The 22015-nt window shown below is 72.0% G+C and carries 32 protein-coding genes; 29 read left to right on the top strand and 3 right to left on the bottom strand.

Features of this window, described 5'->3' with window-relative positions:
- Positions 1 to 152 precede the first annotated feature (152 nt).
- The 4 genes from OO63_RS34075 to OO63_RS34060 are packed head-to-tail and all read left to right on the top strand — an operon-like array spanning position 153 to position 8258.
- Entirely contained in the window at positions 153 to 3419 is a 3267-nt protein-coding gene (locus OO63_RS34075; RefSeq protein ID WP_030357964.1) for a tetratricopeptide repeat protein, read from the top strand.
- A gap of 53 nt (positions 3420 to 3472) precedes the next feature.
- Entirely contained in the window at positions 3473 to 5926 is a 2454-nt protein-coding gene (locus OO63_RS34070; RefSeq protein ID WP_157854114.1) for a hypothetical protein, read from the top strand.
- Positions 5927 to 5931: 5 nt separating this feature from the next.
- A complete protein-coding gene (locus tag OO63_RS34065; RefSeq protein WP_030357962.1) occupies positions 5932 to 7230 on the top strand; it encodes a CHAT domain-containing protein in 1299 nt (432 codons plus the stop codon).
- On the top strand, positions 7227 to 8258 hold the full coding sequence (locus OO63_RS34060; RefSeq protein ID WP_051811439.1) for an alpha/beta hydrolase: 1032 nt from the start codon (positions 7227 to 7229) through the stop codon (positions 8256 to 8258). The genes OO63_RS34065 and OO63_RS34060 overlap by 4 nt, the downstream gene beginning before the upstream one ends.
- A 151-nt stretch (positions 8259 to 8409) precedes the next feature.
- Here OO63_RS34060 and OO63_RS34055 read toward each other — a convergent pair whose 3' ends face one another.
- The 3 genes from OO63_RS34055 to OO63_RS34040 form a co-directional block, all read right to left on the bottom strand.
- Positions 8410 to 8598, bottom strand: a complete 189-nt coding sequence (locus OO63_RS34055) for a hypothetical protein (protein WP_051811438.1) — start codon at positions 8596 to 8598, stop codon at positions 8410 to 8412.
- A complete protein-coding gene (locus tag OO63_RS47450; protein WP_030357959.1) occupies positions 8598 to 9977 on the bottom strand; it encodes a hypothetical protein in 1380 nt (459 codons plus the stop codon). The genes OO63_RS34055 and OO63_RS47450 overlap by 1 nt, the downstream gene beginning before the upstream one ends.
- A 426-nt stretch (positions 9978 to 10403) precedes the next feature.
- Positions 10404 to 10871 carry a helix-turn-helix domain-containing protein gene (locus OO63_RS34040; protein WP_030357958.1) on the bottom strand — a complete coding sequence of 156 codons (468 nt, stop codon included), beginning with the start codon at positions 10869 to 10871 and terminating at the stop codon, positions 10404 to 10406.
- Positions 10872 to 11033: 162 nt separating this feature from the next.
- On the opposite strand from OO63_RS34040, the gene OO63_RS34035 reads away from it, so the two are divergent.
- From OO63_RS34035 to OO63_RS33925, 25 genes are all read left to right on the top strand, one after another.
- Positions 11034 to 11330: a helix-turn-helix domain-containing protein gene (locus OO63_RS34035; protein WP_063750492.1), complete on the top strand. Its 297-nt coding sequence runs from the start codon at positions 11034 to 11036 to the stop codon at positions 11328 to 11330.
- Positions 11287 to 11607, top strand: coding sequence for a hypothetical protein (locus tag OO63_RS34030; protein WP_030357956.1), 321 nt, complete (start codon positions 11287 to 11289; stop codon positions 11605 to 11607). The genes OO63_RS34035 and OO63_RS34030 overlap by 44 nt, the downstream gene beginning before the upstream one ends.
- A 90-nt stretch (positions 11608 to 11697) precedes the next feature.
- Positions 11698 to 12048, top strand: a complete 351-nt coding sequence (locus OO63_RS34025) for a hypothetical protein (RefSeq protein WP_030357955.1) — start codon at positions 11698 to 11700, stop codon at positions 12046 to 12048.
- Entirely contained in the window at positions 12045 to 12971 is a 927-nt protein-coding gene (locus OO63_RS42630; protein ID WP_051811436.1) for a hypothetical protein, read from the top strand. The genes OO63_RS34025 and OO63_RS42630 overlap by 4 nt, the downstream gene beginning before the upstream one ends.
- Entirely contained in the window at positions 12968 to 13192 is a 225-nt protein-coding gene (locus OO63_RS34015) for a hypothetical protein (RefSeq protein WP_030357953.1), read from the top strand. Before OO63_RS42630 ends, OO63_RS34015 begins: the two co-directional genes overlap by 4 nt.
- Positions 13189 to 13422: a hypothetical protein gene (locus OO63_RS34010; protein ID WP_030357952.1), complete on the top strand. Its 234-nt coding sequence runs from the start codon at positions 13189 to 13191 to the stop codon at positions 13420 to 13422. The genes OO63_RS34015 and OO63_RS34010 overlap by 4 nt, the downstream gene beginning before the upstream one ends.
- On the top strand, positions 13419 to 13877 hold the full coding sequence (locus OO63_RS34005) for a hypothetical protein (protein ID WP_030357951.1): 459 nt from the start codon (positions 13419 to 13421) through the stop codon (positions 13875 to 13877). Before OO63_RS34010 ends, OO63_RS34005 begins: the two co-directional genes overlap by 4 nt.
- On the top strand, positions 13874 to 14128 hold the full coding sequence (locus OO63_RS34000) for a hypothetical protein (protein WP_030357950.1): 255 nt from the start codon (positions 13874 to 13876) through the stop codon (positions 14126 to 14128). The genes OO63_RS34005 and OO63_RS34000 overlap by 4 nt, the downstream gene beginning before the upstream one ends.
- Positions 14125 to 14367: a hypothetical protein gene (locus OO63_RS33995; protein ID WP_030357949.1), complete on the top strand. Its 243-nt coding sequence runs from the start codon at positions 14125 to 14127 to the stop codon at positions 14365 to 14367. Before OO63_RS34000 ends, OO63_RS33995 begins: the two co-directional genes overlap by 4 nt.
- Positions 14364 to 14816 (top strand): hypothetical protein, encoded by a 453-nt coding sequence (locus OO63_RS42625; RefSeq protein WP_051811435.1) that lies wholly within the window; start codon positions 14364 to 14366, stop codon positions 14814 to 14816. Before OO63_RS33995 ends, OO63_RS42625 begins: the two co-directional genes overlap by 4 nt.
- The gene (locus tag OO63_RS45725; protein WP_030357947.1) at positions 14813 to 15049 is read left to right on the top strand and encodes a hypothetical protein; all 237 of its coding nucleotides are present in this window, start codon (positions 14813 to 14815) and stop codon (positions 15047 to 15049) included. Before OO63_RS42625 ends, OO63_RS45725 begins: the two co-directional genes overlap by 4 nt.
- Positions 15046 to 16104, top strand: a complete 1059-nt coding sequence (locus OO63_RS33980) for a YqaJ viral recombinase family nuclease (protein WP_030357946.1) — start codon at positions 15046 to 15048, stop codon at positions 16102 to 16104. Before OO63_RS45725 ends, OO63_RS33980 begins: the two co-directional genes overlap by 4 nt.
- On the top strand, positions 16101 to 16865 hold the full coding sequence (locus OO63_RS33975; protein ID WP_234311123.1) for an ERF family protein: 765 nt from the start codon (positions 16101 to 16103) through the stop codon (positions 16863 to 16865). Before OO63_RS33980 ends, OO63_RS33975 begins: the two co-directional genes overlap by 4 nt.
- Entirely contained in the window at positions 16862 to 17587 is a 726-nt protein-coding gene (locus OO63_RS33970; RefSeq protein WP_030357944.1) for a 3'-5' exonuclease, read from the top strand. The genes OO63_RS33975 and OO63_RS33970 overlap by 4 nt, the downstream gene beginning before the upstream one ends.
- Positions 17587 to 18015 carry a hypothetical protein gene (locus tag OO63_RS33965; protein ID WP_051811433.1) on the top strand — a complete coding sequence of 143 codons (429 nt, stop codon included), beginning with the start codon at positions 17587 to 17589 and terminating at the stop codon, positions 18013 to 18015. Before OO63_RS33970 ends, OO63_RS33965 begins: the two co-directional genes overlap by 1 nt.
- Positions 18012 to 18296: a hypothetical protein gene (locus OO63_RS33960; RefSeq protein ID WP_033264720.1), complete on the top strand. Its 285-nt coding sequence runs from the start codon at positions 18012 to 18014 to the stop codon at positions 18294 to 18296. The genes OO63_RS33965 and OO63_RS33960 overlap by 4 nt, the downstream gene beginning before the upstream one ends.
- Positions 18293 to 18478, top strand: a complete 186-nt coding sequence (locus OO63_RS33955) for a hypothetical protein (RefSeq protein WP_030357942.1) — start codon at positions 18293 to 18295, stop codon at positions 18476 to 18478. Before OO63_RS33960 ends, OO63_RS33955 begins: the two co-directional genes overlap by 4 nt.
- Positions 18471 to 19076, top strand: a complete 606-nt coding sequence (locus OO63_RS33950; RefSeq protein WP_051811432.1) for a hypothetical protein — start codon at positions 18471 to 18473, stop codon at positions 19074 to 19076. The genes OO63_RS33955 and OO63_RS33950 overlap by 8 nt, the downstream gene beginning before the upstream one ends.
- Positions 19073 to 19246: a hypothetical protein gene (locus tag OO63_RS45720; protein ID WP_157854113.1), complete on the top strand. Its 174-nt coding sequence runs from the start codon at positions 19073 to 19075 to the stop codon at positions 19244 to 19246. The genes OO63_RS33950 and OO63_RS45720 overlap by 4 nt, the downstream gene beginning before the upstream one ends.
- A complete protein-coding gene (locus OO63_RS46150; RefSeq protein WP_063750491.1) occupies positions 19243 to 19818 on the top strand; it encodes a WhiB family transcriptional regulator in 576 nt (191 codons plus the stop codon). The genes OO63_RS45720 and OO63_RS46150 overlap by 4 nt, the downstream gene beginning before the upstream one ends.
- Positions 19815 to 20096 (top strand): WhiB family transcriptional regulator, encoded by a 282-nt coding sequence (locus OO63_RS33940; RefSeq protein WP_030357939.1) that lies wholly within the window; start codon positions 19815 to 19817, stop codon positions 20094 to 20096. The genes OO63_RS46150 and OO63_RS33940 overlap by 4 nt, the downstream gene beginning before the upstream one ends.
- The gene (locus tag OO63_RS33935; RefSeq protein ID WP_033264719.1) at positions 20093 to 20329 is read left to right on the top strand and encodes a hypothetical protein; all 237 of its coding nucleotides are present in this window, start codon (positions 20093 to 20095) and stop codon (positions 20327 to 20329) included. Before OO63_RS33940 ends, OO63_RS33935 begins: the two co-directional genes overlap by 4 nt.
- The gene (locus OO63_RS47445; protein WP_267885473.1) at positions 20326 to 20460 is read left to right on the top strand and encodes a hypothetical protein; all 135 of its coding nucleotides are present in this window, start codon (positions 20326 to 20328) and stop codon (positions 20458 to 20460) included. Before OO63_RS33935 ends, OO63_RS47445 begins: the two co-directional genes overlap by 4 nt.
- A gap of 117 nt (positions 20461 to 20577) precedes the next feature.
- Positions 20578 to 20784, top strand: a complete 207-nt coding sequence (locus OO63_RS33930; protein ID WP_030357937.1) for a helix-turn-helix domain-containing protein — start codon at positions 20578 to 20580, stop codon at positions 20782 to 20784.
- Positions 20784 to 21986, top strand: a complete 1203-nt coding sequence (locus OO63_RS33925; RefSeq protein WP_030357936.1) for an RNA ligase — start codon at positions 20784 to 20786, stop codon at positions 21984 to 21986. The genes OO63_RS33930 and OO63_RS33925 overlap by 1 nt, the downstream gene beginning before the upstream one ends.
- Positions 21987 to 22015: the final 29 nt, after the last annotated feature.

Below are 22015 nucleotides of genomic sequence, written 5' to 3'. Positions count from 1 at the left end.
ACCGGCCCCTGATCCGCCGACTCCCTCGCGCCGACGCCCCGTACGCAGGACACTGACACGTACATGTAGAGGTACGGGGCAGACGTATCCCTACATGGGGCACACGCACGGACACGTGTCGACGGCACGTGCCGCTCTCGGAGGGGGACCACATGCGGGACAGCCATCGGGCCGAAGCCGAGCGGCTGTTGGCACGGGCGGTCGAGGAGGAGGTGCGGCGCACCGGTGGGCGCACGGACGGCGGGGTGCTCCTGTCGCGGGCGCGCGGCGCGCTCGACACCATGGCGCAGACGGCGGCGGAGGAGTACGAGGCGTACACGCGGGCCCTGGACGAGGCGGCGGCGGGACAGCTCACCTTCGGCCAGCGGTACGCGAAGGAGGGCGCGGGCACGCCGCTGCTCGTCGTGGCCGTCGCCGCCGTCGCGGCCACGGCCGCCGACCTCGCGCTCGGCACGGGCGGCGGCACGGCCCTCGGCGCGGGCGCGGCGGTCGCGGTGGCGGGCGCCGCCGCGACGGTGGTGAAGGTGACCGCGTCGCACGTCCCCGCCGCGCAGCGGCACGCGGGCGCGGTGAGCCAGCCGGGCGGGCCCGAGCAGTTGCGGCTCCAGTGGCTGACGGCCCTCGAGGTGCGCGGGATCCGGCCGTTCCTCGACCAGCAGCGGGTCTTCAACGCCGCGAGCGGCGCCGGGGTGACCGGCGGCAGCGGCGGGCCGAAGAAGCCGGCGCCGCAGCTGCGCCGCACCGACAAGAGCGCGGCGGCCCGGCGGCGTACCGTCCTGGAGCAGTCCTTCGCGCAACTGCCGCAGCCGGGCGGCACGTTCGCGGGGCGGCGGGCCGAGCTGGGGCGGATCGCGCAGTGGGTGCACGCGGCGCGCGCCAGCACCCAGACCAAGCCGACGGTGGTCGTGCTGCACGGGGCGCCCGGCGCGGGCCGCTCCTCGCTCGCCGTGCGGGCCGCACACGACGTGAAGGACCAGTTCCGCGGGGCCTGCCTGGTGGATCTGCGCGGCGAGAGCCCCGACACCCCGCCCCTGTCGACCCGCGACGCGCTCCTGCACCTCCTCAACCGCCTCGGCGCGCCCCGCGAACAGCTCCTGTTCCGTGAGCGCTCCACGCAGGAACAGCAGGTCAGACGGCTCAGCGAGATCTACCACCAGTATCTGACGGGCCTTGAGGTGGTCGTCGTCCTCGACGACGCCTGCGACCCGGAGCAGGTGCGCACCCTCATCCCCGAGCGCTCCGACAGCCTCGTCCTCGTCACCGCCCGCAAGCCCCTCGACCTGCCCGAGGACATGCCCGCCTGGGTGCACCAGCTGCCCGTGGCGGAGCTGGACGCGGCGGGCGCCGAGCAGTTGCTGCGCACCTCGGCGGAGGAGCTGACCGGGCCCTACGACGCGGCGTCCCTGGAGACCGTGCGGGACCTGTGCGGCGGGCTTCCGCTGGCGCTGCGCGCCGCCGGGTCCTCGCTCGGGCCGCGCACCCCGCTGGAGCTGGTCAACGACCTCTCCGCGTACGGGCCCCTCGCCCCCGTCGAGCGCGCCCTCTCGCTGCGCTACGCCGACCAGGCGGAGCCCGCGCGCCGCCTCCTGCGACGCCTCGCGCTCGCGGGCCGTGCCTCGCTCGGCGCGGCCGCGGCCGCCGCGCTGCTCGCCACCGACGAGGCCGAGGCGGGCCGCCAGCTCACCGCCCTGTCCCGCGCCGGCCTCGTCGACCACGTCCGCGGCGACCGCTACCGCCTGCACGACCTCGTGCGCTCCTTCGCCCAGGCCAGGCTCGCGGACGAGGAGGAGCCGGGCGAGCGCACCGCCGCGCAGGAACGTCTCATCGTCAGCTACGGCGAGCTGGCCGACTCCGTGATCCGCCTCGTCGACGGCAAGACCTCCACCCGCGCCGACCACTTCGGGCAGCACGGCTTCACGTCCTTGGACTCCGCGCTGCGCTGGCTCGACGACGAGTCCAGCTTCATCACGGCGGCGCTGCGGCACGCCGAGGGCGTCGACCCGCAGGCCGTCCTCAATCTGCTCGGCGCCCTGTGCGACTACTGCCTGCTGCGCGGCGACCTCTACCGCCTCGGCGAGATCAGCGAGTTCGCGCAGTCCCTGGAGAAGCTGGAGCAGGGCGGGACGGCCGCCGGGGGCGCGGCGGGGCGGGGCCGGATGGAGCGCAGCGTGCAGTGGCGCACCGGCATCGCGGCCCGCCAGATCGGCGACCTCGACCAGGCACGCTCCACCCTGTCGTCCGTCGTCGACCTGTACTTCGAGGCCCACCAGGACGCGGGCGCGGCCCGCGCGCTCGGCTCCCTCGGCATCACCCTGCACCACCAGGGCAATCTGTCCGAGGCCGCCGCCCGCCTGCGCGAGGCCCTGGACCTCCAGGTGTCCGAGCAGCTCGCGGGCGACCGCGCCTGGACCCTGCACGCCCTGGCCGCCGTCGAACGCGACCGGTCCCGCCTCGGCGAGGCCGAGGACATGCTGCGCACCGCCCTGGTCCTGCACCGCGAGAGCGAGTCCGTGCACGGCGAGGCCTGGGCCCACTTCCAGCTCGGCCAGGTGTGCCTGCGCAAGGGCGATGTGCCGCGCGCGGAGGAGGAGCTGCGGCGCGCCCTCGACCTGTACGGCAGCACCCGTGACGCGCGCGGCGAGGCCTGGGCCCTCACCCAGCTCTCCCGCGCCCGGCTGGTCGCGGGCGACCCGGCGCCCGCCGTCGACGGCCTGCGCCAGGCCGTCTCCCGGCACCGCGACAACGAGGACGCCCGCGGCGAGGCCTGGTCCCTGTACTACCTCGGCCAGGCCCTGGAGGAGACCGGCAACCTCGAACAGGCCGTCCGCGACCTGGAGCGGGCCCGCACCATGTTCTCCCGCATGCGCGACGTCTACGGCCTCGCCTGCGCCCGCCACCACTCCGCCCGCGTCACCCGCGACCAGCGCGCCGCCCAGACAGGATCCCTGCGCAACTCCGGCTTCGCCCGCCAGCTCCTCATGGACGCCCGCGCCGACTTCCAGCGCATCGGCGTCGCCCACGGCGAGGGGTGGACGTGCCTGGAGCTGGCCGTCGTCGACGCGGGGAACGCCCGCACACAGGCCGCGCTCTCCCTCTGCGACGAGGCCATCGCCCTCTTCGCCTCCTACGGCGACCGCCGCGGCGAGGACTGGGCCCACTTCCTGCGCGCCACGCTCCTGCCCTACGCCTCCCCCGGCGGCTGGGAGATCGGCACGGCGGTCGCCCAGGAGGAGCTGGTCCAACTCGCCCGCGCCGTCCACCCGTTGCGGGACGGCAAGCTCGACCAGTACGTCGAGGCGTATCTGCTGCTCCTGGAGCGCGGGGCCGAGCTGGACGCGGGGTGGCAGGCGTGGCGGTTGGGGATGACGCCGGACCGGCATGCCAGGGAGATCATGGGAGTTCCGGTGCCGACGCCTTGAGCGGCGGGCCATAGTGGGGAGTTGAGGGAGCGGCGGTCCGGGGGGTGGGGTACGTGGAGGGGTGGCTTCCGGAGGATCTGGCGCCGTTCGACGGGCCTCGGGAGGTGGGGGAGCTGCCGGACGCGCTGCATGTGTTCCTGCGGCCCGGCGGTGAGAGTCTCCCGATCCTGGAGCTGTACGGGGCACCAGGCGCCGGAACGTACCAGCAGGCGGTCCGGCTTGCGCATCTGGCGCGGGACGCGGGGGAGGAAACGGCGCGGTTCACGCCCTGCTGGGTGCCGCTCGGCGCTGCGGGCGCCACGCCCGACCTCGTGCTGCTGCCGCTCCTTGAGCAGTTGCTCGACGGCCGCCCTCCGCAGTCCCTGTACCGACTGGTGCTGGCCGAGCCCGCCGCGCTGGAGGAGGCGCTGATCTGGCCGTGCCGTGACGTGCTGCTGCAACGGCGGCATCTGGTGGTGCTCGACGGGCTGCCCTCCGGGGCGGCCGGAGCCGATCTGCTGCGGCTCGCCCACCGGCTCGTCCAAGGCACGGACTCCCGGGTCCTCGCCGTCTCCGAGGCCGTGCACGAAGCGCCCAAGGTGCCGTTGGTCGCCTACGAGGTGACGGATGCCCCGGAAAGCCGGACAACCGACACCAGCCCACTGGCCCAGACCCTGCTGAAGTCGCTCGAACGCTGGCAGGGCTACGAGGTCAACGCGGAAGTGGCGACCACGCTCCTGAGGACGACACGGCGGCCCCCCAGCGGGGTCCGGAGGGCACTTCGGGAGCTGTACGCGAGCGGGCGGCTCCAGGAGACGCGGCAAGAGCGGTACCGGCTACGCCCGGCCCCACGCACGGACGCCCGCACTCGCTTGTACATCGACCTCGCCACGGCAGTGCTCGACGGCTTCACCGACCCACGCGACGGCACGGACGCGTACGTCGACCTCATGGCGCGCTTCTCCCGCGCCGGGGCGGACGAGGTGGCTGCCGCACTGCCCGATCGGCTGGAAGCTCAACTCGTCGGACGGCACGGCCTGTTCAGACTGCTGCGGCTCAAGCAGTCCTTCTGGCATGCCACCGGGGACTGGGAACCGCTGAAGCTCACGGCGGCCGTCTCGGCCAGGGAGACCGGCAGTCCCCTTCCCGCCCTGGAGGCCCTGGCCACCCTCGACTCCCCGCGGGCCACCGTCCACAAGGCGATCACCCTCCGCCACGCGGGCCACTTGCGCGAGGCCGTGGCCACGCTCGACGCCATCCCCGACTCCGTACCGCCGGACGGCTGGGCCCTGCACACCCGCGCGGCCGTCCAGTGCGACATGGGTGAACTACAGGGAGCCGAAAGGCTGTTGCGCAGCGCCGTGGAAGCCCACCAGGTCCGGGGCGACGCACGGGGCGAGGCCTGGGCCATCCACCACTACGGGCGGCTGCGGATGGTGCGCGGCGACCTGGAGGAGGCACAGAAGCGCCTGGAGGTCGCCCGGCACATGTTCATGGAGCTGGGCGACCGTCAGGGCCAGGCCTGGACCGAGACCGAACTCGGCCGGAACCAAGTGCTGTTCGGGAACCATACGGAGGCACTCCACCAGTTGCGCACGGCACTCGGCCTGCACCTGTCGAACGGCGACGCGCGCGGGAAGGGGTGGACGCACCTGCATCTCGCCCTGGCCCACGACGCGTCCGGCGACCGGGAGGGGGCCGCCCCGCTGGCCCGCATGGCGGAACAGGAACTGTCTGACGTCCCCGACCAGCTGGGCCACGCCTGGGCACAGCACTGTCGCGCGCTCCTGCCGTTCGCCGGTCTTGCGCCACCACGGACGAAGGAGGCCCAGCTCCAAGCGGCGATGGATCGCTTCCAACAGTCCGGCTGCCGCCACGGCCAGGCCTGGAACACCCTGGAGCTGGCGAACATGTGGCTGGGGGACGGGCTGATCTGGGAGTCGGCCGCGGCCGGGTTGTACCGGAACGCCCAACGCCAGTTCGAGGCCATCGGTGACCCCTGCGGTGAGGAGTGGGCCATGTCGCTGCGCTGGAGCGCCGTCCGCCCCGGCAGCCGTCCGCAAGGCATCCCCCTCACCGCCCGCCACCTCATCCCCGAACCGGGCACCCGCGCCGACAACCTCACCCCCTTCCCCACCCCCCTCTCCCACATCCGCCTCACCCTCCTCGACGACGACTCCACCCCCGGCACCGCGTCCCGCATCACCCTCCACGTCGACCCCGGCCCGCGGCACCCCTGGTCCGCCCCCACCCCCGACCTCCCCTGGCTGACCGCCCGCGCGACCCCCCTCACGGCCGCCGACGTCGAACCCGCGCACGCCCTGACGCTCAAGCCCTCCTCCCAAGACCCGGACGGCGCCGAGTTCCTGTTCACGCCGCGCAGGGCGGGCCGCCACCGACTCCTCTTCACGGTGGAGGACTCCGCGACGGCCACCGTCCTGCAGCAGGTCGAGACGTACATCGACGTCACCGACGACCCGGGCGGCCCGCGGGACGCGCTCTCGCCCGAAGCGCTGCGGAGGGCCTAGGACCCATGGCCCACGAACTCCCGACGCGCGTCACACACGACCCCAGCCTCGGCTTCACCCGGCTCCCCCGGCATGTCATCCGCCACCCGGACGTCGTCGTCGGCCTCGACGCGCGCCGCGAGGACGAGCCCGTGCAGGCCCGGATGTACGGACCGGAGGTCCCTTCCCTCAGCGGCTCCGAGCACACGGTGACGCTCAACGTCCGCCCCCGCGAGGTCCGTTCGGTGGCGGCGCGGCTGCGGCAGGTGTGGAAGGACGAGTTCGTGGCGCTCCAGCCGCTGGACGCGACGGGCCGCCCGGCCCCCGGGACCACCCCGCTCCCGTACGCCTCCCTCATCGACCTGACCGACCGGCCATCGGCCGAACTGCGGGCCGCGCTCGCCCGGCTGGCCCTGGACGGCACCCAGTTGCTCTACGACGTCCTCCTCGGCGGCGAGTCCGAGGAGCTGAAGCTCTTCCGCGGCTTCCTGACGGACGTCCTCGGCAGCGACCGGCCGCTGCGGATCCGCTTCCACTCGGACCTGTACCTGCCGTGGCCGATGCTGTGTCTGCCCGCCACGCCGGACGAGGACCCGGGGCCGGGCCCCGAGAGCCTCTTCGACCGCTTCCTCGGCTACCGCCACCAGCTCGAACACACCGGCGGCAACGCCTACGCCCGCGTCGCCGACGACCGCGACCCGCCGCCCCGCTCCGCCCCCACGGTCAGCCTCAACCACGACACGGGCGTCGACGCACAGGGCCTGACCCGGGCCGCCGACGTCGCCACCGCCCTCGCCGACGGCGGCGACCTCGTCGAGCGCACCACCCGCGACCAGCTGGAACGCGCCCTCGGCGACACCCTCCTCGACGAGCAGCTGATGTACTTCTGGTGCCACGGCCACTTCACCACGTCCGGCGACGAACCCCCTTACCTCGTCCTGAAGTTGACCGACCAGCGGGCCATCGACGCGCACAGCCTGCGCGCCCACCGCCCGCCCCCGCACTCCTGCGTGCCGTTCCGCCCCTTCGTCCTGCTCAACGCCTGCTACGCGGGGCTCCCCGGCAACGCCGACCTGGCCTACCTCGGCAGGGCCCTGTTCGACGCGGGCGCGAGCGGCATCCTCGGCCCCCAGATCGAGATGCCCCAGCGCTTCGCCGCCGAGTACGCGCTCGCCTTCGTCACCCGCTACCTGACCGGACGGGAGACGGCGGGCGACATCGCCCACGCCCTGTCCCGCCACTTCGCCGACACCTGCCACAACCCGCTGGGCTTCGCGTACGCCCTGCACAGCGGCATGGACAGCCGCTTGGAGCGCACAGCGTGAACGAGGACTCCACAGAGCAGTACGGGGACGGCCGTGTCGCCGTCGTCGACCTGGACGCGACCGGCTGGCCCCTGCGGCCCACCCGCGACGGTCCGCGCCCCGTGCCGCCGCCAGGCCTGGACGCGTACCTCGCACAACGCCTGACGCCCCCGCCCTGGGCGACGGACATCGTCGTCTACGTCCACGGGTGGCAGACCTCGCAGGCGTCGGCGCTGGGGGCGCTGCGGACGCTGATGGACCTGGTGGAGCGGCAGCGGGACGAACAGGCGGAGCTGTATCCGCAGCTCCGGCGCGCCACCCCCGCACACCGTGGCTTCGCCCCGTGGCCGGTCCTGGTCCGCTGGCCGTCGCGCTCGCTGCCCTCCCTCGGCGGCTACCGCCGCATCCGCGACCGCGCCCATGCCATGGGCACCGAGGGGCACGCGGCCCGCGTGATCGCACAGCTCCTGGGATACCTGGACACCCACAGGGGCGACCCGTACGCCGCGCCCGTCCTCGCCAACCGCGGCGGCCAGTACCTGCACCTCGTGGGGCATTCGTTCGGCTGCCGGCTGCTGTGCGAGGCGGTGCAGTGGGCGGCGGCGCCGCCGGGCGGGACGCTGGGGTGGAGCATGCCCGCGCCGCCGGGGCGGCCGTTCACCGTCGACTCGATGCTGCTGTTGCAGATGGCGGCGGCGCGTGACGCCTTCGCGGCCACGTTCACCGCGCTCGCGGGGGCGCCCTTGCACGGGCCGGTCGTGGCCACGTACTCCCAGCACGACCGCGCCACGGGCTTCTGGCACCTGCGCGCCGAGAAACGGGCGGGCATCGGCTACGCGGGCATCGGAACGGCTCCCGCACCCGTCTCGGGCATCCGGATGCGGGACACCACCGAGCCGTACCCGCACACCACCCTCGACCACCACTTCGTCAACGTCGACGCAAGCGAGGTCTTCACCCACGGCCGCGGCCCCGCAGGCGCCCACTCCGACCACCTGCGCCCGGAGTCGGCACACCTGCTGCTGTCACTGGCGGACCACTCGCGGTGAGTCTTTCAGCCCGTCGTGGGGGTCCCCCCTGCTCCTTAAGAGCTTGGGGGAGATTGAGGACGAGGCGCGGAGCGCCGATACGGGGGTCCGGGGGCGGAGCCCCCGAGAGGGGCGCGCCGGACGACCTGCCCCGTGCGCCCCACCAGAAGCCTCAGGCTCCCTTGCCGCCCTCGCTCCCCGCGCCGGAGGCGCCCGCCGCGCCGGAGGCCGCAGGCTCAGCCCCCTCGGAGCCACCCGAGGAGTCCGACGAGGCCGAGGGGCCAGAGCCGTCCGGGGAGGCCGAGGGGCCAGGTGCCTCCTTGAAGTCGACCTTCCCCATGTGCCGGTTCATGGACTTCATCAGTCGCCCTCAAGGATGGGAAAGTCACTGAACAGGGAAGGAACCCCAGATCGGTGATCATCTGGGAGAGGCATGGGAAACGGCGGCAACCACGGCCCCGTCGCGAGGAACGTCTCCCAGACTCCCTGCAGGTACTCGACGATACGCATCTCCATCGCCAGCGTCACGTTGCTGTACACGCCCTCGACGCCCGGCAGCTCGTGCCCCAGCCGAGCCTCCTTCGCCACCCGCGCGATGTCCGCGCCCGGCTCGTCCAGCAGTTCCCGGTGCCAGTGCCGCAGTCGGTAGATGTCCTCCCCCGCCAGATCCTCCACCGCAAGCAGCTTCGGCCGGGTGAAACGCTCGTACCCCTTGCGCGACTTCCGCTCGTCCGCCCCGTCCCGGATCGGGTGCCAGTAGTCCCGGTCGAACCGCACCCCGAGCAGCGGCTTGCCCATCAGCGACAGGAACGTGAACGGCTGATCGTGCGACGCCAGCAGCGCGCACTGCATCTCGTGGAGGCAGGGAGGGATCACCAGCGTCCGGTACGACTCGTACTTCGGCCCGGCGAGCGTGGGCTTGCCCTCCACCTTGTACAGCTGGTGCTGCACCCGGATGGCGTGCAAGCCGTTCTTGGTGTACCTCTTCAGGCCTTCTTCCCGCCGCTTCCGGTCGGAGTCAGAGGCCGGCCAGTGGGGCGAGGAGTAGCCGCGCTGCAGCCCGTACATCTCGCCGGGCGGGCGCATGGCCGTGAAAGCTATGGTCCAGATGTAGGTCCACCCCGTGAAGCCCCACACGTGGTAGGCGTTCACGGCCGCCTTGTGGATGGCGCCGATGGGCAGGTCCGACTTCTCGCGGCGGGTCTTCTTCTTCGTGTACTTGCCGCGGCGGCGCTGCTCGATGATCGGGGAGTCGGTACGCAGCTTGTACTTGAGGACCGCGTCTTCCATCAGCATGCGGAACAGGCCTCGCAGCCCGTCGGCGTAGTTCTCCGAGTACCTCTTCTCGATCTGCGCCTTCCAGAGGTCGTATTCGAGTGCCGAGATGGCTCCGACAGGGCGTTGCCCCCAGTGCGGCACGATCACGGAGTTGAGCATCGACTTGTAGGTCTTGCGCGAGTTCGGCCTCAGGGATGCCGCTTCGAACCAGAGCCAGACGTACGTCTCCATGAGCGTCTGGGAGTCGGCCCGCGGGATGTGCTTGCCGTGCCGGACGTCGTATTCGCGGTCCAGCCCGAAGTTGTAGGCCTTGTCTTCATCCTCGAACGGGATGCCCGGCTCGGGCCCGCTGGCGGACTCGTACTTCTTCGTCTTCGTGGGGCGGCCGTCTCCGTCGAGCTTGTACTCGCCAGCCCACCACTTCACGCGGATCGAGTTTCCGCGCACCTCCACGTAAGGCATGCGCCCCCCCGGAAAGAAACGGGCTTGGGCGGATGTGCCGGCAGGCACCCCTACCACCGGCTTCCGCGTACTGACTGCGCCTAGCGCGTCCGGCCGACTGGGCAGCCGCCGCACTCTCTGCAGTCGATCCCCTGGCCCTTCATCAGCCGTCTGACGCGAGCCTGAATTCCCGCGTCGGTGGCGGCTGCTGGGGCCAGTCCACAGACGATCTGTCCTTTGATGACCAGCACGTGGGCCGTGAAGCCGGGCCGATCGTAGATTATGACCGTCGCCATAGGTCCCCCTCCACTACTCGGAGAACCCCCCAGGTGGACCGTCAGAGTTGCATGCGGAACGGCCGGGCGGGAGGGGGATGTTGAGGTTTCATCAGCTCCATAGAGTCACGATTCGATTACGCACGAATGGTTGTACGCCAAGGAGTGCAGATCAGTCCTCTTTCGGTACGACGCCGAGTCTTCGCAGCTCCTCCATGAACCCCCCGGCGATCGATTCAATCTGACCGAGTGTTAGCTCTGGCGCATGCAGGCTCGCAGATTTCGTTAGGGCACCCGGCGTCACCTCGGCGAGCCGGGCCGGATCCACGTGGTCCCGGATCTGGCCGCCTTCGATCAACTCGGTGCCGTCCTCCAGGGTGATCGAGTCGGCCCCGTCGAGAACCTCCCTGCACGCGCCCGGGCGAAAGCCGTAGCCGATCTCCAGCTTGGCGTACGACGTGTCGGTCACGCGCTCGCCACCCTCGATCTTCCGGTACGTCATCGGCGAGAGGCCGCATCGAGCCGCGCCCGCTTCCTTGTTCGTCAGGCCCAGTGCGACACGCCGCTGCGTGATGAGCGCGGCGAGTTTCTGCAGGTGGCGGTCGGTGTGATCGCTGGGGGGCGCCATGCCGCCAATCATCGCAGCTACCTCTAGCTACCGCCAGAAGCACCCGGAGCGATGACCCAATCTTGGCGCCGGCCAGCCAGAATCCGCCCCCCAAGGTAGAGAGATTTAGAGATTACTAGAGATTACTGGCGAGTTTCTCTAGAAATCTCTAGAGGTAGCCGCTAGCTTCATCACATGCACAGACCCCCAGCCACCTTCCAGGTGGACGGGACGGCTATCCGCACCCGTCGCATGGCTCTCGGCATGACTCAGGACGACTGCGCGGCCCGCGCGGCGATCAGCAGGCCGTATCTGAGCCAGCTCGAAACCGGTCACCGCGACAGCGTGCGGCCCCCCACGTACCTGCGCCTGCGCACCGTCCTTGACGTGCCCGACGACGACGACCGCCTCCTCGCCCCGGCGACGGCGGCGGCGCGAGAGGAAACGCATGCCCGCCGCGAAGGCTCCCCCCAGCAAGAAGAAGGCCTCTGAGCCCGTCCTGGAGAACTTCTACAACCTCAAGCAGGCCGCTGAGCGCCTCGGCCTCAACGACCCGGCCGACCCCGAGGACACACGCGGCATCGACTGGCTGCGCCGCGGCGTGAACCGGAAGCCCGCGGACGGGCCGAAGTTCCCCTGCCACCGGATGGCCGGACAGCTGATGTTCAGCGACGCCGATCTTGCGGAGATCGCCGCCATGCAGCGCAACAAGGTCGACGGCCGCAGCCGACCGCGGCGAAGCCGCCGGCGCCCGGCCGCCACTGACTGACCCCTTCACGCGCCGCAGGGGCCGCCCGACTGCCAGGCCCGGCGGACCCCCACGACTCGGCGCCTCACCACCAGAAGAAATGAGGTCACCGTGAAAGCGGAGCCTATCGTCCGACCGCTCAGCGAGTTCGGGCTGATCAGTGACAACCGCGTCGCCGTGGAGGCGATGCTCGACTTCCACACCCTGCCTGCGCCCACTCTGATCTCGCGGGCCGACGCCGTGTTCGTCACGGTCGCCGACCTGGACGACCTCGGCGAGTGGCTGCGGGCCCGGGGCGGGATCGTCCACGTGAGCTCGGCCGGTGACGGTCTGGAGCTGTGGACGCTCCTCACCACAACGCCGACGCGCGCGGATGGGTCGTCGGTGCCGGTGCGGGTGTCGGTGCCGGTGCCGATGGGCGAGTCGGTCATGGCGTACATCCGCGCGGCGGTGGCCGCATGAGCGCCCCGACGTCGCATGACCCGATCGTGGTCAACACCCGAGACGGCGTCGTGTGGTTGCGGCGTGCGGTGACGGTGGATGGGCGTGCTCTGTACGCGATGGACGGCGCCGTGTTGGGTGCCCCGGAGTTCGTGCTGGCGACGCTGGCGGATTTGGCGGAGCGCGGGATCGCGGGTTCGGCGGATGTGCTGCCGGTGCCGGTGGGCCCGGGGTCGCCGTTCGCCGAGGTGCTGCGTGCCGCGCTGGATCGTCTGCGGGAGGAGGCGCCGGAGCGGGCGTCGGAGCTGTATCCGGAGGAGCGGGACCGGATCGCCGTGCTGCTCGCCGACACGGCCCCGGCCACGGCCGGGTTGGTGGTCGCGATGGCGGAGACGCTGCGGGACTGCCAGGAGCACGAGCACCCGGCGTACGAGGACATCTTCTGCGGAAACCTTCGCGGCTGGATGGGCGAGCGGGCGGGTCCGTTGCTGCGGCGTCTGATGGATGTCGAGGCGGAGCGGGACGGGCTGCTGGCTCGGGTTGCTGAGCTGGAGGCCGGGCGGGGTCCGTCGGTGCAGGAGTCGGCGGACAAGTTGACGCGGCTGCTCGCGCCGACGCAGGCCCTCCGCGAGGACAAGCCCGCCGACGAGCCCCCGGTGATCGTGTACCGCGCGGAGCACCCGGACTCCGGGATCGTCCTCGGCACGTACTCCAACCGTGAGGCGGCCGTCGCGCACTGCGAGGCGCTCGCCACGCGCGAGGGTGCGACCGGCCTCGTTTCGTGGGTGCCCGACACCGACGACGACGCGTTCAGCCCCGAAGAGCTGACGTACTTCGACGTCGAGTACTGCGACGGCAACGACGTGCCTGTCCAGACGTGCACGGGCTACGTCGTGACGCCTCTGGAGATCGCCTCCGCGTACGACGAGGAGGCCGACGAGTGATCGACGAGTCCCCGTCTGAGATCGCCGCCGCTATCTGCCTCGCGGTCAGCGTGTTCGCGGCGTCGCTGGTGCCGTGGTTGCTGCTGGTCAACGCCGAGTGTCTGGTCCCTGCGTGGCTGCGTGCCACCCCGGCCGCTGCGCGTGAGGCGTACGCCCGCGCCGCCCTGTCGGCTGCCGCTCTCCTCCTGATCCTCACAGCCCCGAAGGGTGCCGTCCGATGAAGTACCGCGCGATCCTGACGCAAGCCGCCTCCTGCGTCGTCGAGTTCGAGGCGCCCGAGGGCGCGACTGTCGAGCAGCTCGAAGAAGCGGCCCTCGAAGCGGAGACCCCGACGCTCTGCTGGCAGTGCGCTTCGTTGAAGCACAACCAGTCGCTGAACATCGACGGCGAGTGGAACGTGTTCCGCGACGATTCCGGTCAGCCCGAGATCCACGCGGAGGGCGACCGATGAACGAGTCGACGAATCCGCAGCTGTCCTTCTCCCTCCGCGCCGACGCGCTCGCCGCGATCCTCCGCGTGGACCAGATCCGGCACGACACCCTCGTCTCCCTCGTCGCGACGTGGGCGTCGGACGACGAGGCGCGGGACGACGTGATCGCGCAGCTTGATGCGCTCGCCGAGGCCGTGGCCTCGCCGCGTGAGGGCGAGCTGGACGCGCTCGTGGAGCAGGTCGAGGACGCGGCGGCGATGGATGACGCGCAGGTCGAGGTGGATCTGGCGGCGGCTCTGCGGCTGCGGGATGAGCTGGACGAGGCGATCACGGCGTTGTCCCGGTTCAACCCGGCGCGGGCCGAGCGTCCGTCGAAGGGCGCGTCGCTGATCAAGCACCCGTCGCACGCCCGTACCCGCGCGCACCTCGCGGAGACCCCGCTGCCCGAGCAGCGCGGGATCGGCGGTGCCGCATGACCGGCCCCGAGCACTACCGCAAGGCCCAGAAGATCCTCTCCGCCATCACGACCGAGCACGGCGCCATCCTCGTGGAGGACGGCACTGCCGAGGTGATCGCTGCCGCGCAGGTGCACGCGACGCTCGCTCTCGCCGCCGCGACCGCCCTCTCGAACCCTGACCGCGGGTCCGCCGTGGCACACATCAACGCCGACACCTGCGCGTGGCGCGAGGCTGCGGGCGTTGAGACGCCGAAGGGCGGTGCCGCATGAGTGCCCGCGGGCAGGAAGCCCGACTCGCGCGGCTCCTCAACCACATCGGCAGCAGCGGCGGCCGCTGGACCACCGCCCGCGTCCACGCCCTGTACCGCAGCCCCGGGTGGGGCGCGCCGCAGCGCGGTACTGCCCGGCGGGATCTGGCCGAGCTGCACCGGCGCGGCCACCTCACCCAGCACGGGCCCGCGGACGGCCATTACTACCTCCTCGCCACCAGGAAGGACGGCCGCTCATGACCGCCGAGCACCACGCCCGTGAAGCTCTGCGCCTGCTCGCCCTCGCTCGCGAAAGTAAGGACACCACCTTCGAGGGGCACAACCCTGAGGCGGACCGCACCATCGCCGAGGCACAGGTGTACGCGACGCTCGCTCTCGCCGCACAGGCCCCTGCCCCCGCGCAGCTGGAGACGGCCTCCGGCGTCGCGTACGTCTACCGGGCCGCGTGGGGCAGGCACGCGCTCGGGATGTACACGACCCTGGCGGCCGCCCGCGAGCACTGCGCGGCCGACGCGCTCAAGCACTCCCCGGAGTACGAGGGCTGGGTCTTCGGCTGGATCGCCGACGACTCCGACCCGGACGTCCCGCACGAGCTGGTCGTCGGCCAGGACGGCGCCGAGGAGACCACCGACTACATGGTGTCTCGCGTCATGGTCGCCACCGAGTACGACGCGGAGGCGGGCGCATGATCCGGCAGTCCGACACTGAGCGCGTCCTGGCGCAGATCCGGCGCGGTGAAGTCCTGGCCGGGCGTGCCGGGGCCCGGGCGATCGCCGCCCGCCATGAGGCCGCGTACGGCCAGGAGGTCTGGCCGACCACCGCCCTACGCCCGCCCGCGCCCGTGCCGCTGCGGCACGAGGAGCACTGCGACCCGAGTGTGTCGACGGGCTGCTCGTGCCAGCCCCTGCGAGGTGCCGCGTGAGTGAAACGACTGTGCGCGCCGGGGCCACCACGGCCCCGGCCGCCGGCCGCCGGGTCACCCCGACCGGCCGCCTCATCCTCCACCACGACACCCCACGCGAAGAGTGGCTCGACGCCCGCCGACAAGGCATCGGCAGCAGCGACCTCCCCGCCGTCATGAACCTCTCCGGCTTCAAGACCCCGCTGCACGTCTTCCACGACAAGCGCGGACGCCTCCCGCACGACGATGAGTTCAGCGAGGCCGCGCACTTCGGTGTGCTCTTCGAGGACCCGCTCGCCCGCGACTGGGCACGCCGCAACCGCACCGTCGTCGAGCCCGTCGGCCTGATCGCGAACGTCGACGAGCCGTGGCAGATGTGCACCCTGGACCGGCTGTGCGCCGAGTGCCCTCTCGACCGGTCCGTCCGGTCGCTGTGCGCCCTCGAAGTGAAGACGCGCAACGCGTTCGTCGCGAACCTCTGGCGCCAGGGGCCACCCGACGACGTCCTCGCGCAGGTGCTGTGGCAGATCCTCGTCACGGGCCTGGACCACATCCACGTGGTGTGCCTGATCGGGGGCCAGGACTACCGGCAGTACACCGTGCGCCGCGAAGAGCACGTGCGGCTCGTCGCGTTCCTCAACGCCGAGGCCGGACGGCTGTGGCACGAGCACATCGTGCCCGGCCGGGCCCCGGAAGTGTCCGGGCAGGAGCCGCCGGACGCGTTGATCGAGCTGTACGACCGGCTGCACCCCGACCGTGAGGGCATCGCCGTCCTGGACCGCGACGTCGACGCGCTCGACGCGATGACGGAATACCTCGAAGCGGTCGCGGAGAAGAGCGCCGCGGAGAAGAAGCGGAAGGCCAAGTACGCCGCGCTCCTCGCAGCACTCGGCGGGGCGCAGGCCGCACACGTCCAGGATCGGCCCTTCTTCTCCATCGAGCAGTCCTCGAAGAAGACACCCGACCTGGCCCGCCTCGCTGAGGAGTACCCCGAGGCCTACCGCGCGTGCGTCGCCGACAAGGCCCACGACCGCATCGCCATCCCTAAGTACGTGCGTGAGGAGTACGCCGCATGACGTCCCTGACCGAGCGAGCCGAGCAGGCCGCCACCGGTACGGAGCCCGAGGCGCCGTACACCCCGCCGACGCTGGCGGCCGAGCCGCTGCCCGACATCGACATCGAAGGGCCCGGGCCCGAGGGACCCGAGCAGGTGTCGGCCGTCGTCGCCTGGTCCCGCGTGATGGACGACATCCGCGGCATCAGCAAGAGGGAGCAGTACAACGCCGCGGGCACGCGGTACAACTTCCGCGGCGTCGACCGGACCGTGAACGCCTTCGCCCCGGTGCTGCGCCGCCACGGAGTCCTCGTCATCCCCTCCGATGTGCAGGCCTCGTACCGGGACTTCACCAACAGCAACAAGAAGATCCAGCGCGAGTGCACCGTCATCGTCACCTGGACGATCTACGGGCCGAAGGGCGACCACTTCACCGCGCAGTCCGCCGGTGAAGCCCTCGACTCCGCCGACAAGGGCACCGCGAAGGCGCAGAGCGTCGCACTGCGCGTGCTGCTCCTGACCGCGGGCATGGTCCCCACCGGCGACCCGGACCCCGACTCGGTGTACATCGACCGCGGCGAGGCCCGGATCCGGTCGGCCGAGGAGTACCGCGACGAGATCCTCGACCCGAAGACGAGCCCGCAGCGCCTGAGCATCATCCGCGACGAGCTCGACAGCCTGCGGATGCTCAACTCCCGCGTGCAGAACGAGACGGGCGAGCTGGAGACGCTCGACTCGATCGGCGGCCGGATGTACATGGAGCGCACGGGCGGTGGCTCATGAGCTGGCCCACCAACCGCATGGCCGGTTTCGATCTTGAATCGACGGGCGTCGATGTCGAGAGCGCCCGCATCGTCACAGCGTGCGTCGTCGCCTGCGGTGGCGGCGCGCCGACCGAGTCCGCCACGTGGCTCGCCGACCCCGGCGTGGAGATCCCGGCAGAGGCCGCCGCCATCCACGGCATCACCACCGAGAAGGCGCGCGCAGAGGGACGCCCGGCGGCCGAGGTCGTCGCCGAGGTCACCGACGCGCTCGTCGAGGCGGCCGAAGCCGGGGTGCCGATCGTGGTGATGAACGCCGCCTTCGACTTCACGCTGCTCGATCGTGAGCGTGAGCGGCACGGCGTCAAGTCCCTGTGGGCGCGGGCCGTTCCGCTCGTGCTGGACCCGCGGGTGCTGGACAAGCACATCGATCCGTACCGGCGCGGCGGACGGAAGCTCGTGGACCTGTGCCGCCACTACGAGGTGCCGCTCGACGGCGCGCACAGTGCGGACGCGGACGCGATCGCGGCGTGCCGGGTCGTGTGGCGGCTGGGCAGCACGCTGCCGGACCTGGGGCGGCTGCCGCTCGCCGAGCTGCATGAGCTTCAGGTGGCGTGGGCGAAGCGTCAGGCCGAGAGCTTGGCGTCGTACTTCCGGCGTACGCCCGGCAAGGAGCACCAGGCCGACGGCGTCCGTGTCGAATGGCCACTCGTGCCCGCGCCACGTCAGGGCGGTGGTCGCTGATGTGGGGTCTGAAGCGAGTCCTCCACCGCCGGTACTGGCGCGTCTTCACGCTGGAGGTGCGGGCCAAGTGCGCTGAGGCCGGGCGGGATGCGGCCTGCGCTGAGCGCGATGCTGCCCGTGCGGAGGCTGCCGCGCAGCGCGCCGCCGCCGTCCGTACCGCGGGCCGCAACACGGCCCTGGCCGAGCGGATTGAGCGACTGCTCGCGGCCGAGGGCGCGCACGACGCGGACATCGAAGGCCAGGCCGACCGTATCGACCGCCTCGTCCGGGCGTGTGCCCGCTACCGGGCCGACCTCGCCCGCGCCGCACGCGACAACGCGCTGCTTCAGGCCCGGCTCGACGACGCCTGCGGGGTGACGGCACCCGCCGTCCTCGCCTGGCGCCGAGCGCCCCGCCCCGACGTCATGAAGGAGATGGACGCGCCGTGACCAGCCCTTTCAGAGTCCTCCGGCAGATCGTCGCGCCGACCGGACGCCACCGGCCCCGGCCCCTCCTCCTGCCCGACGTCCCGATCGATCCGCCCGCCGGCCCCGTCGCGTGCGGAGTCACTGACGAGGACACCCTCGCCCTGCTCCTGCGCTCCGAAAAGGTCGTGGGCACGGAGGTGGCGCACTGCGCGGAGTGCGAGAGCGAGACGGCGCACGCGATGAACCGCAACGGCACCCGCACCTGCTGGACGTGCTCGTCGACGACGGCAGGTGACTCGTGAGCACCGGCCAGCTCGACATCGACACCGTCGCCGCCCTCGCCCCGGGCGAGGCCACCCGCGAGCAGCGGGTGGCGGCGTCCCGGTTCGTGCTCCGGCATGCCCGGTCCCTGGCTGATCTGCGGGCGCTGTGCAACGCGATCGGTCTCAACAACCCGCCCCGCGAGGAGGCGCCCCGTGTCTGAATGCACTCTGCTCCCCGTCGGCGACCCGGCCGCACCCGCGGCGGCCGGGCCCCGGCCCCGCCTCTACCGCGTCGCCGGGCTCGACATCAGCCTCACCGGCACAGGCATCGCCACCCTCGGCGGCACCACCTGCATCCGCACCAAGGGCCGCCGCGCCGACTCCATCCCCAACCGCCGGGCCCGCCAGAAGTACATCGTCGGCCGCGCCCTCGACGAGGTCGGCACCGTCGACCTCGCCTGCGTCGAAGGACCCTCCCACGCCTCCATGGGGCAGGCCGGGCACCACGACCTGTCCGGGCTGTGGTGGTGCATCGTCGGCGCCCTGGTCGACCGCGAGATCCCCGTGGCCGTCGTGCCGCCGATGTCCCGGGCGAAGTACGCGACGGGCAAGGGCAACAGCCGCAAGGCGGCCGTCCTCGACGCAGCCCAGCGCCGGTACGGGGCGATCCTCCCGAACGACAACGAGGCGGATTCGCTCGTGCTGCGGGCGATGGGCCTGCACTGGCTCGGCCAGCCCCTCGCTGAGGTGCCGGACGGGCACCGGGCGGCGCTCGGCGGGGTGCAGTGGCCCGACCGCGAGGCGGTGACCCGCTCATGAAGATCCGCCCGGATGTCGTCGAGCTCCTCCACGCCGGACTCTCCGACCGGGCCATCGCCCGTCGCCTCGGCGTCGACGCCACCAAGACCGTCGCGCCTACCCGCCGAGCACTCGGACTGCCCAAGGCCAAGCCCGGCCGACGGCCCGCGGCGAGCAGGGAGGGAGCATGAGCCGACGATCCGCTTACGGGCTCGGCGCCCACCGCCCCGCCGACTGGCGCGACCAGGCCGCCTGCGCCGACACCGCCGTCGACCCAGAGATCTTCTACGTCAACGACGCCATCCGCGACGCAGCCCAGATCGAACAGGCCCGCCGCGTGTGCGACAGGTGCCCGGTCCGCGCCGTGTGCCTGACCGCCGCGTACGACGAGCCTGAGGAATGGGGCATCCGCGGCGGCTACACCCCGCGGCAGCGCTCGAACCTGCTCCGCGACGCGGGCGGTGTCGCGGCCCGCGCTGTGGCCGACGCCACCGGCGACACGTTCCTCCTGCTGCGGCACATCTACGAGCAGCACACCCGGCCCGGCGACGGGCACGTGGCGTGGGTCGACCGGCGCCGTCTCATCAGCGTGCGGGGCACCTCGTACACGGTCCACCAGCTGGCGTTCCGAGCCGTTCATGGCCGTGCGCCTGTCGGGTCCGTGGTCAGGACGTGTGACCGCGAGGCATGTGTGGCTGCTGACTGTCTGCGTGACGGGCCTATGCGGGTCGCGGCCCGGCCTCGTACGCGGGAGGCGGTATGAGCAGGCCGTCCCGCTACGCCCCCGACACCCTGCCCGGCCGTGGCCAGTGGATCCACCAGGCCGCGTGTGTCGGCCAGTGGTCCGCCATGGACGACGAGACCCCAGCGGGCGTCACGTACGCCAAGCAGATCTGCCGGTCGTGCCCGGTACGGATGGCGTGCCTCGATGACGCGCTGCGGACCGGCGATGTGAAGCACGGCGTGCGCGGCGGTCTCGGCTGGAGGAGACGTCAGCGGCTCGCGGCGATGCGCCGCAAGGCCGCGGGGTCGACGCCGTGACCGGCCGTCAGCGTCGTCGCGCGCCGCCGGAGCGGGAGTACGTGCCCGGGACGCTCCTCGACTGGCGCGACTCCTCGCACTGGTCGTGGGAGCAGCTGCCCTGCCGTTACTGCGGATCACCGACCCACCTGCGCGACTCCCGCGGCAAACCCGCGGACAAGGTCTGCGCCGAGCAGGCACTTGCCGACCAGGCCGCTGAAGCGGCCGACGCCTACGAGATCGGAAACCCATGATGACCCGCCACCCCGCCCGCCGTGCCGCCGCCGCGGCCGTCGGCACCGTCCTCGTGCTTGGCCTGCTGGCCAAGCCGAAGCCCAAGCCGAAGGCGAAGGCCCCGCGCGTCGACGTCGACGACTGCGACTGACCACCGAGACCGGCGGCCGTGCCCCTACTCCACGCCCCGCGGCCGCCACCCGGGCCCGCTCGTACGTCCCCCCGGGCGGGCGGGCCCGGACCCCAACCACCCAGAAAGGCACCACACATGACCACCACCCGGCGCCCCTACCTGAAGGGCACCGACCGCGAAGAGATGGCCCGCCGCGCGGCCGGACTGTACGCGCAGGGCTGCACGATCGCGTCCGTCGCTCGGCAGCTCGGCCGGTCGTACGGCGGGACTCGGGCGCTGCTGCTGGAGGCCGGCGTCACCCTCCGGCCCCGCGGCGGCGGCATCCGGAAGGCGGCCGCCTGATGCCCTACCTCACCGACCTCATCCCCGCCGACGAACTCCATGCCGCCCTCGACGCCGGGCACATCAGCCGCAAGGAACACCCTGAGCTACCCCTGTCGATCTACACCTACACGCGCACAGCCCAGTACGAACGCGCCTGGACGACCGCCACGCTCCAATGCCGCGGCCTCATCGCCAACAACATCACCGACGAGATCATCGCCTGGCCGTTCCCGAAGTTCTTCAACGTCGCCGAGCACCAGCAGGGCTACACGTACGCGCCACCGCTCCCCGACGAACCGTTCGAGGTGTTCGACAAGGTCGACGGCTCCCTCGGCATCGTCTTCTGGTACTCCGGCCGCTGGCACGCCGCATCGAAGGGCTCGTTCACCAGCGAGCAGGCCCAGTGGGCGCAGAGGCGGCTCGACAGCCGCGACACCGGCGCGCTGTGGCCAGACACCACGTACCTCGCCGAGATCCTGTACCCGGCCAACCGGATCGTCGTCGACTACGGGCAGCGCGAAGACCTCGTCCTCCTCGGAGCGTTCGACAGGGACGGCACCGAGGTCCCGCTCGACGCCGCGTCCGACGAGTGGCAGGGGCTCGGCTCGGTCGTCCGCTCCTGGCCCGCCCCGCCGCTGCCCGAGCTGCTGAAGCTCACCGAGGCCAACACCCGCCCCGACGGCACCCCCACGAGCGGCATCTCCACCGAGGGCTACGTCATCCGCTACGCCAACGGGCTCCGCGCCAAGGCCAAGCTGGCCGAGTACGTCCGCCTCCACAAGGTCCTCACCGGCATCACCGAGCGGGACATCTGGCGGATGCTCGGCATGCAGAAGTACGCCGACCAGCCGCCCAAGCTCGTGGCCAAAGCCCTTGGCTGCGCGGTCGCCGAGATCACCGCCCTCGGTACCGGTCCTGCTCCGCTCGACGCGCTCCTGGACGCCGTCCCCGACGAGTTCGACCAGTGGGTGAGGTCGGTCGCCACCCGCCTGGAAACCCAGGCCCGTGAGCGCGGCAAGCAGGTCGTCGAAGCGTACGAGGCGATCGCCCACCTTGGCCCGGACCGGGGGGCGTTCGCGCGTGCTGCTCAGCAGATCGAGGACCGCGCGGTGCGCGCCTGCATGTTCCTGATGCTCGACGGGCGGTCGACGGGCCTGCATCTGTGGCGGGCGGTCCGGCCCGAGGCGGCCGTGCCGTACGTGCAGGACGACGAGGCCTGACCGCAGCACGAAGCCCCGCACCAGCACGG

Source organism: Streptomyces alboflavus (assembly GCF_000716675.1).
GTDB classification, from domain to species: domain Bacteria; phylum Actinomycetota; class Actinomycetes; order Streptomycetales; family Streptomycetaceae; genus Streptomyces; species Streptomyces alboflavus.
This window is presented reverse-complemented; position numbering and strand designations above follow the sequence as displayed.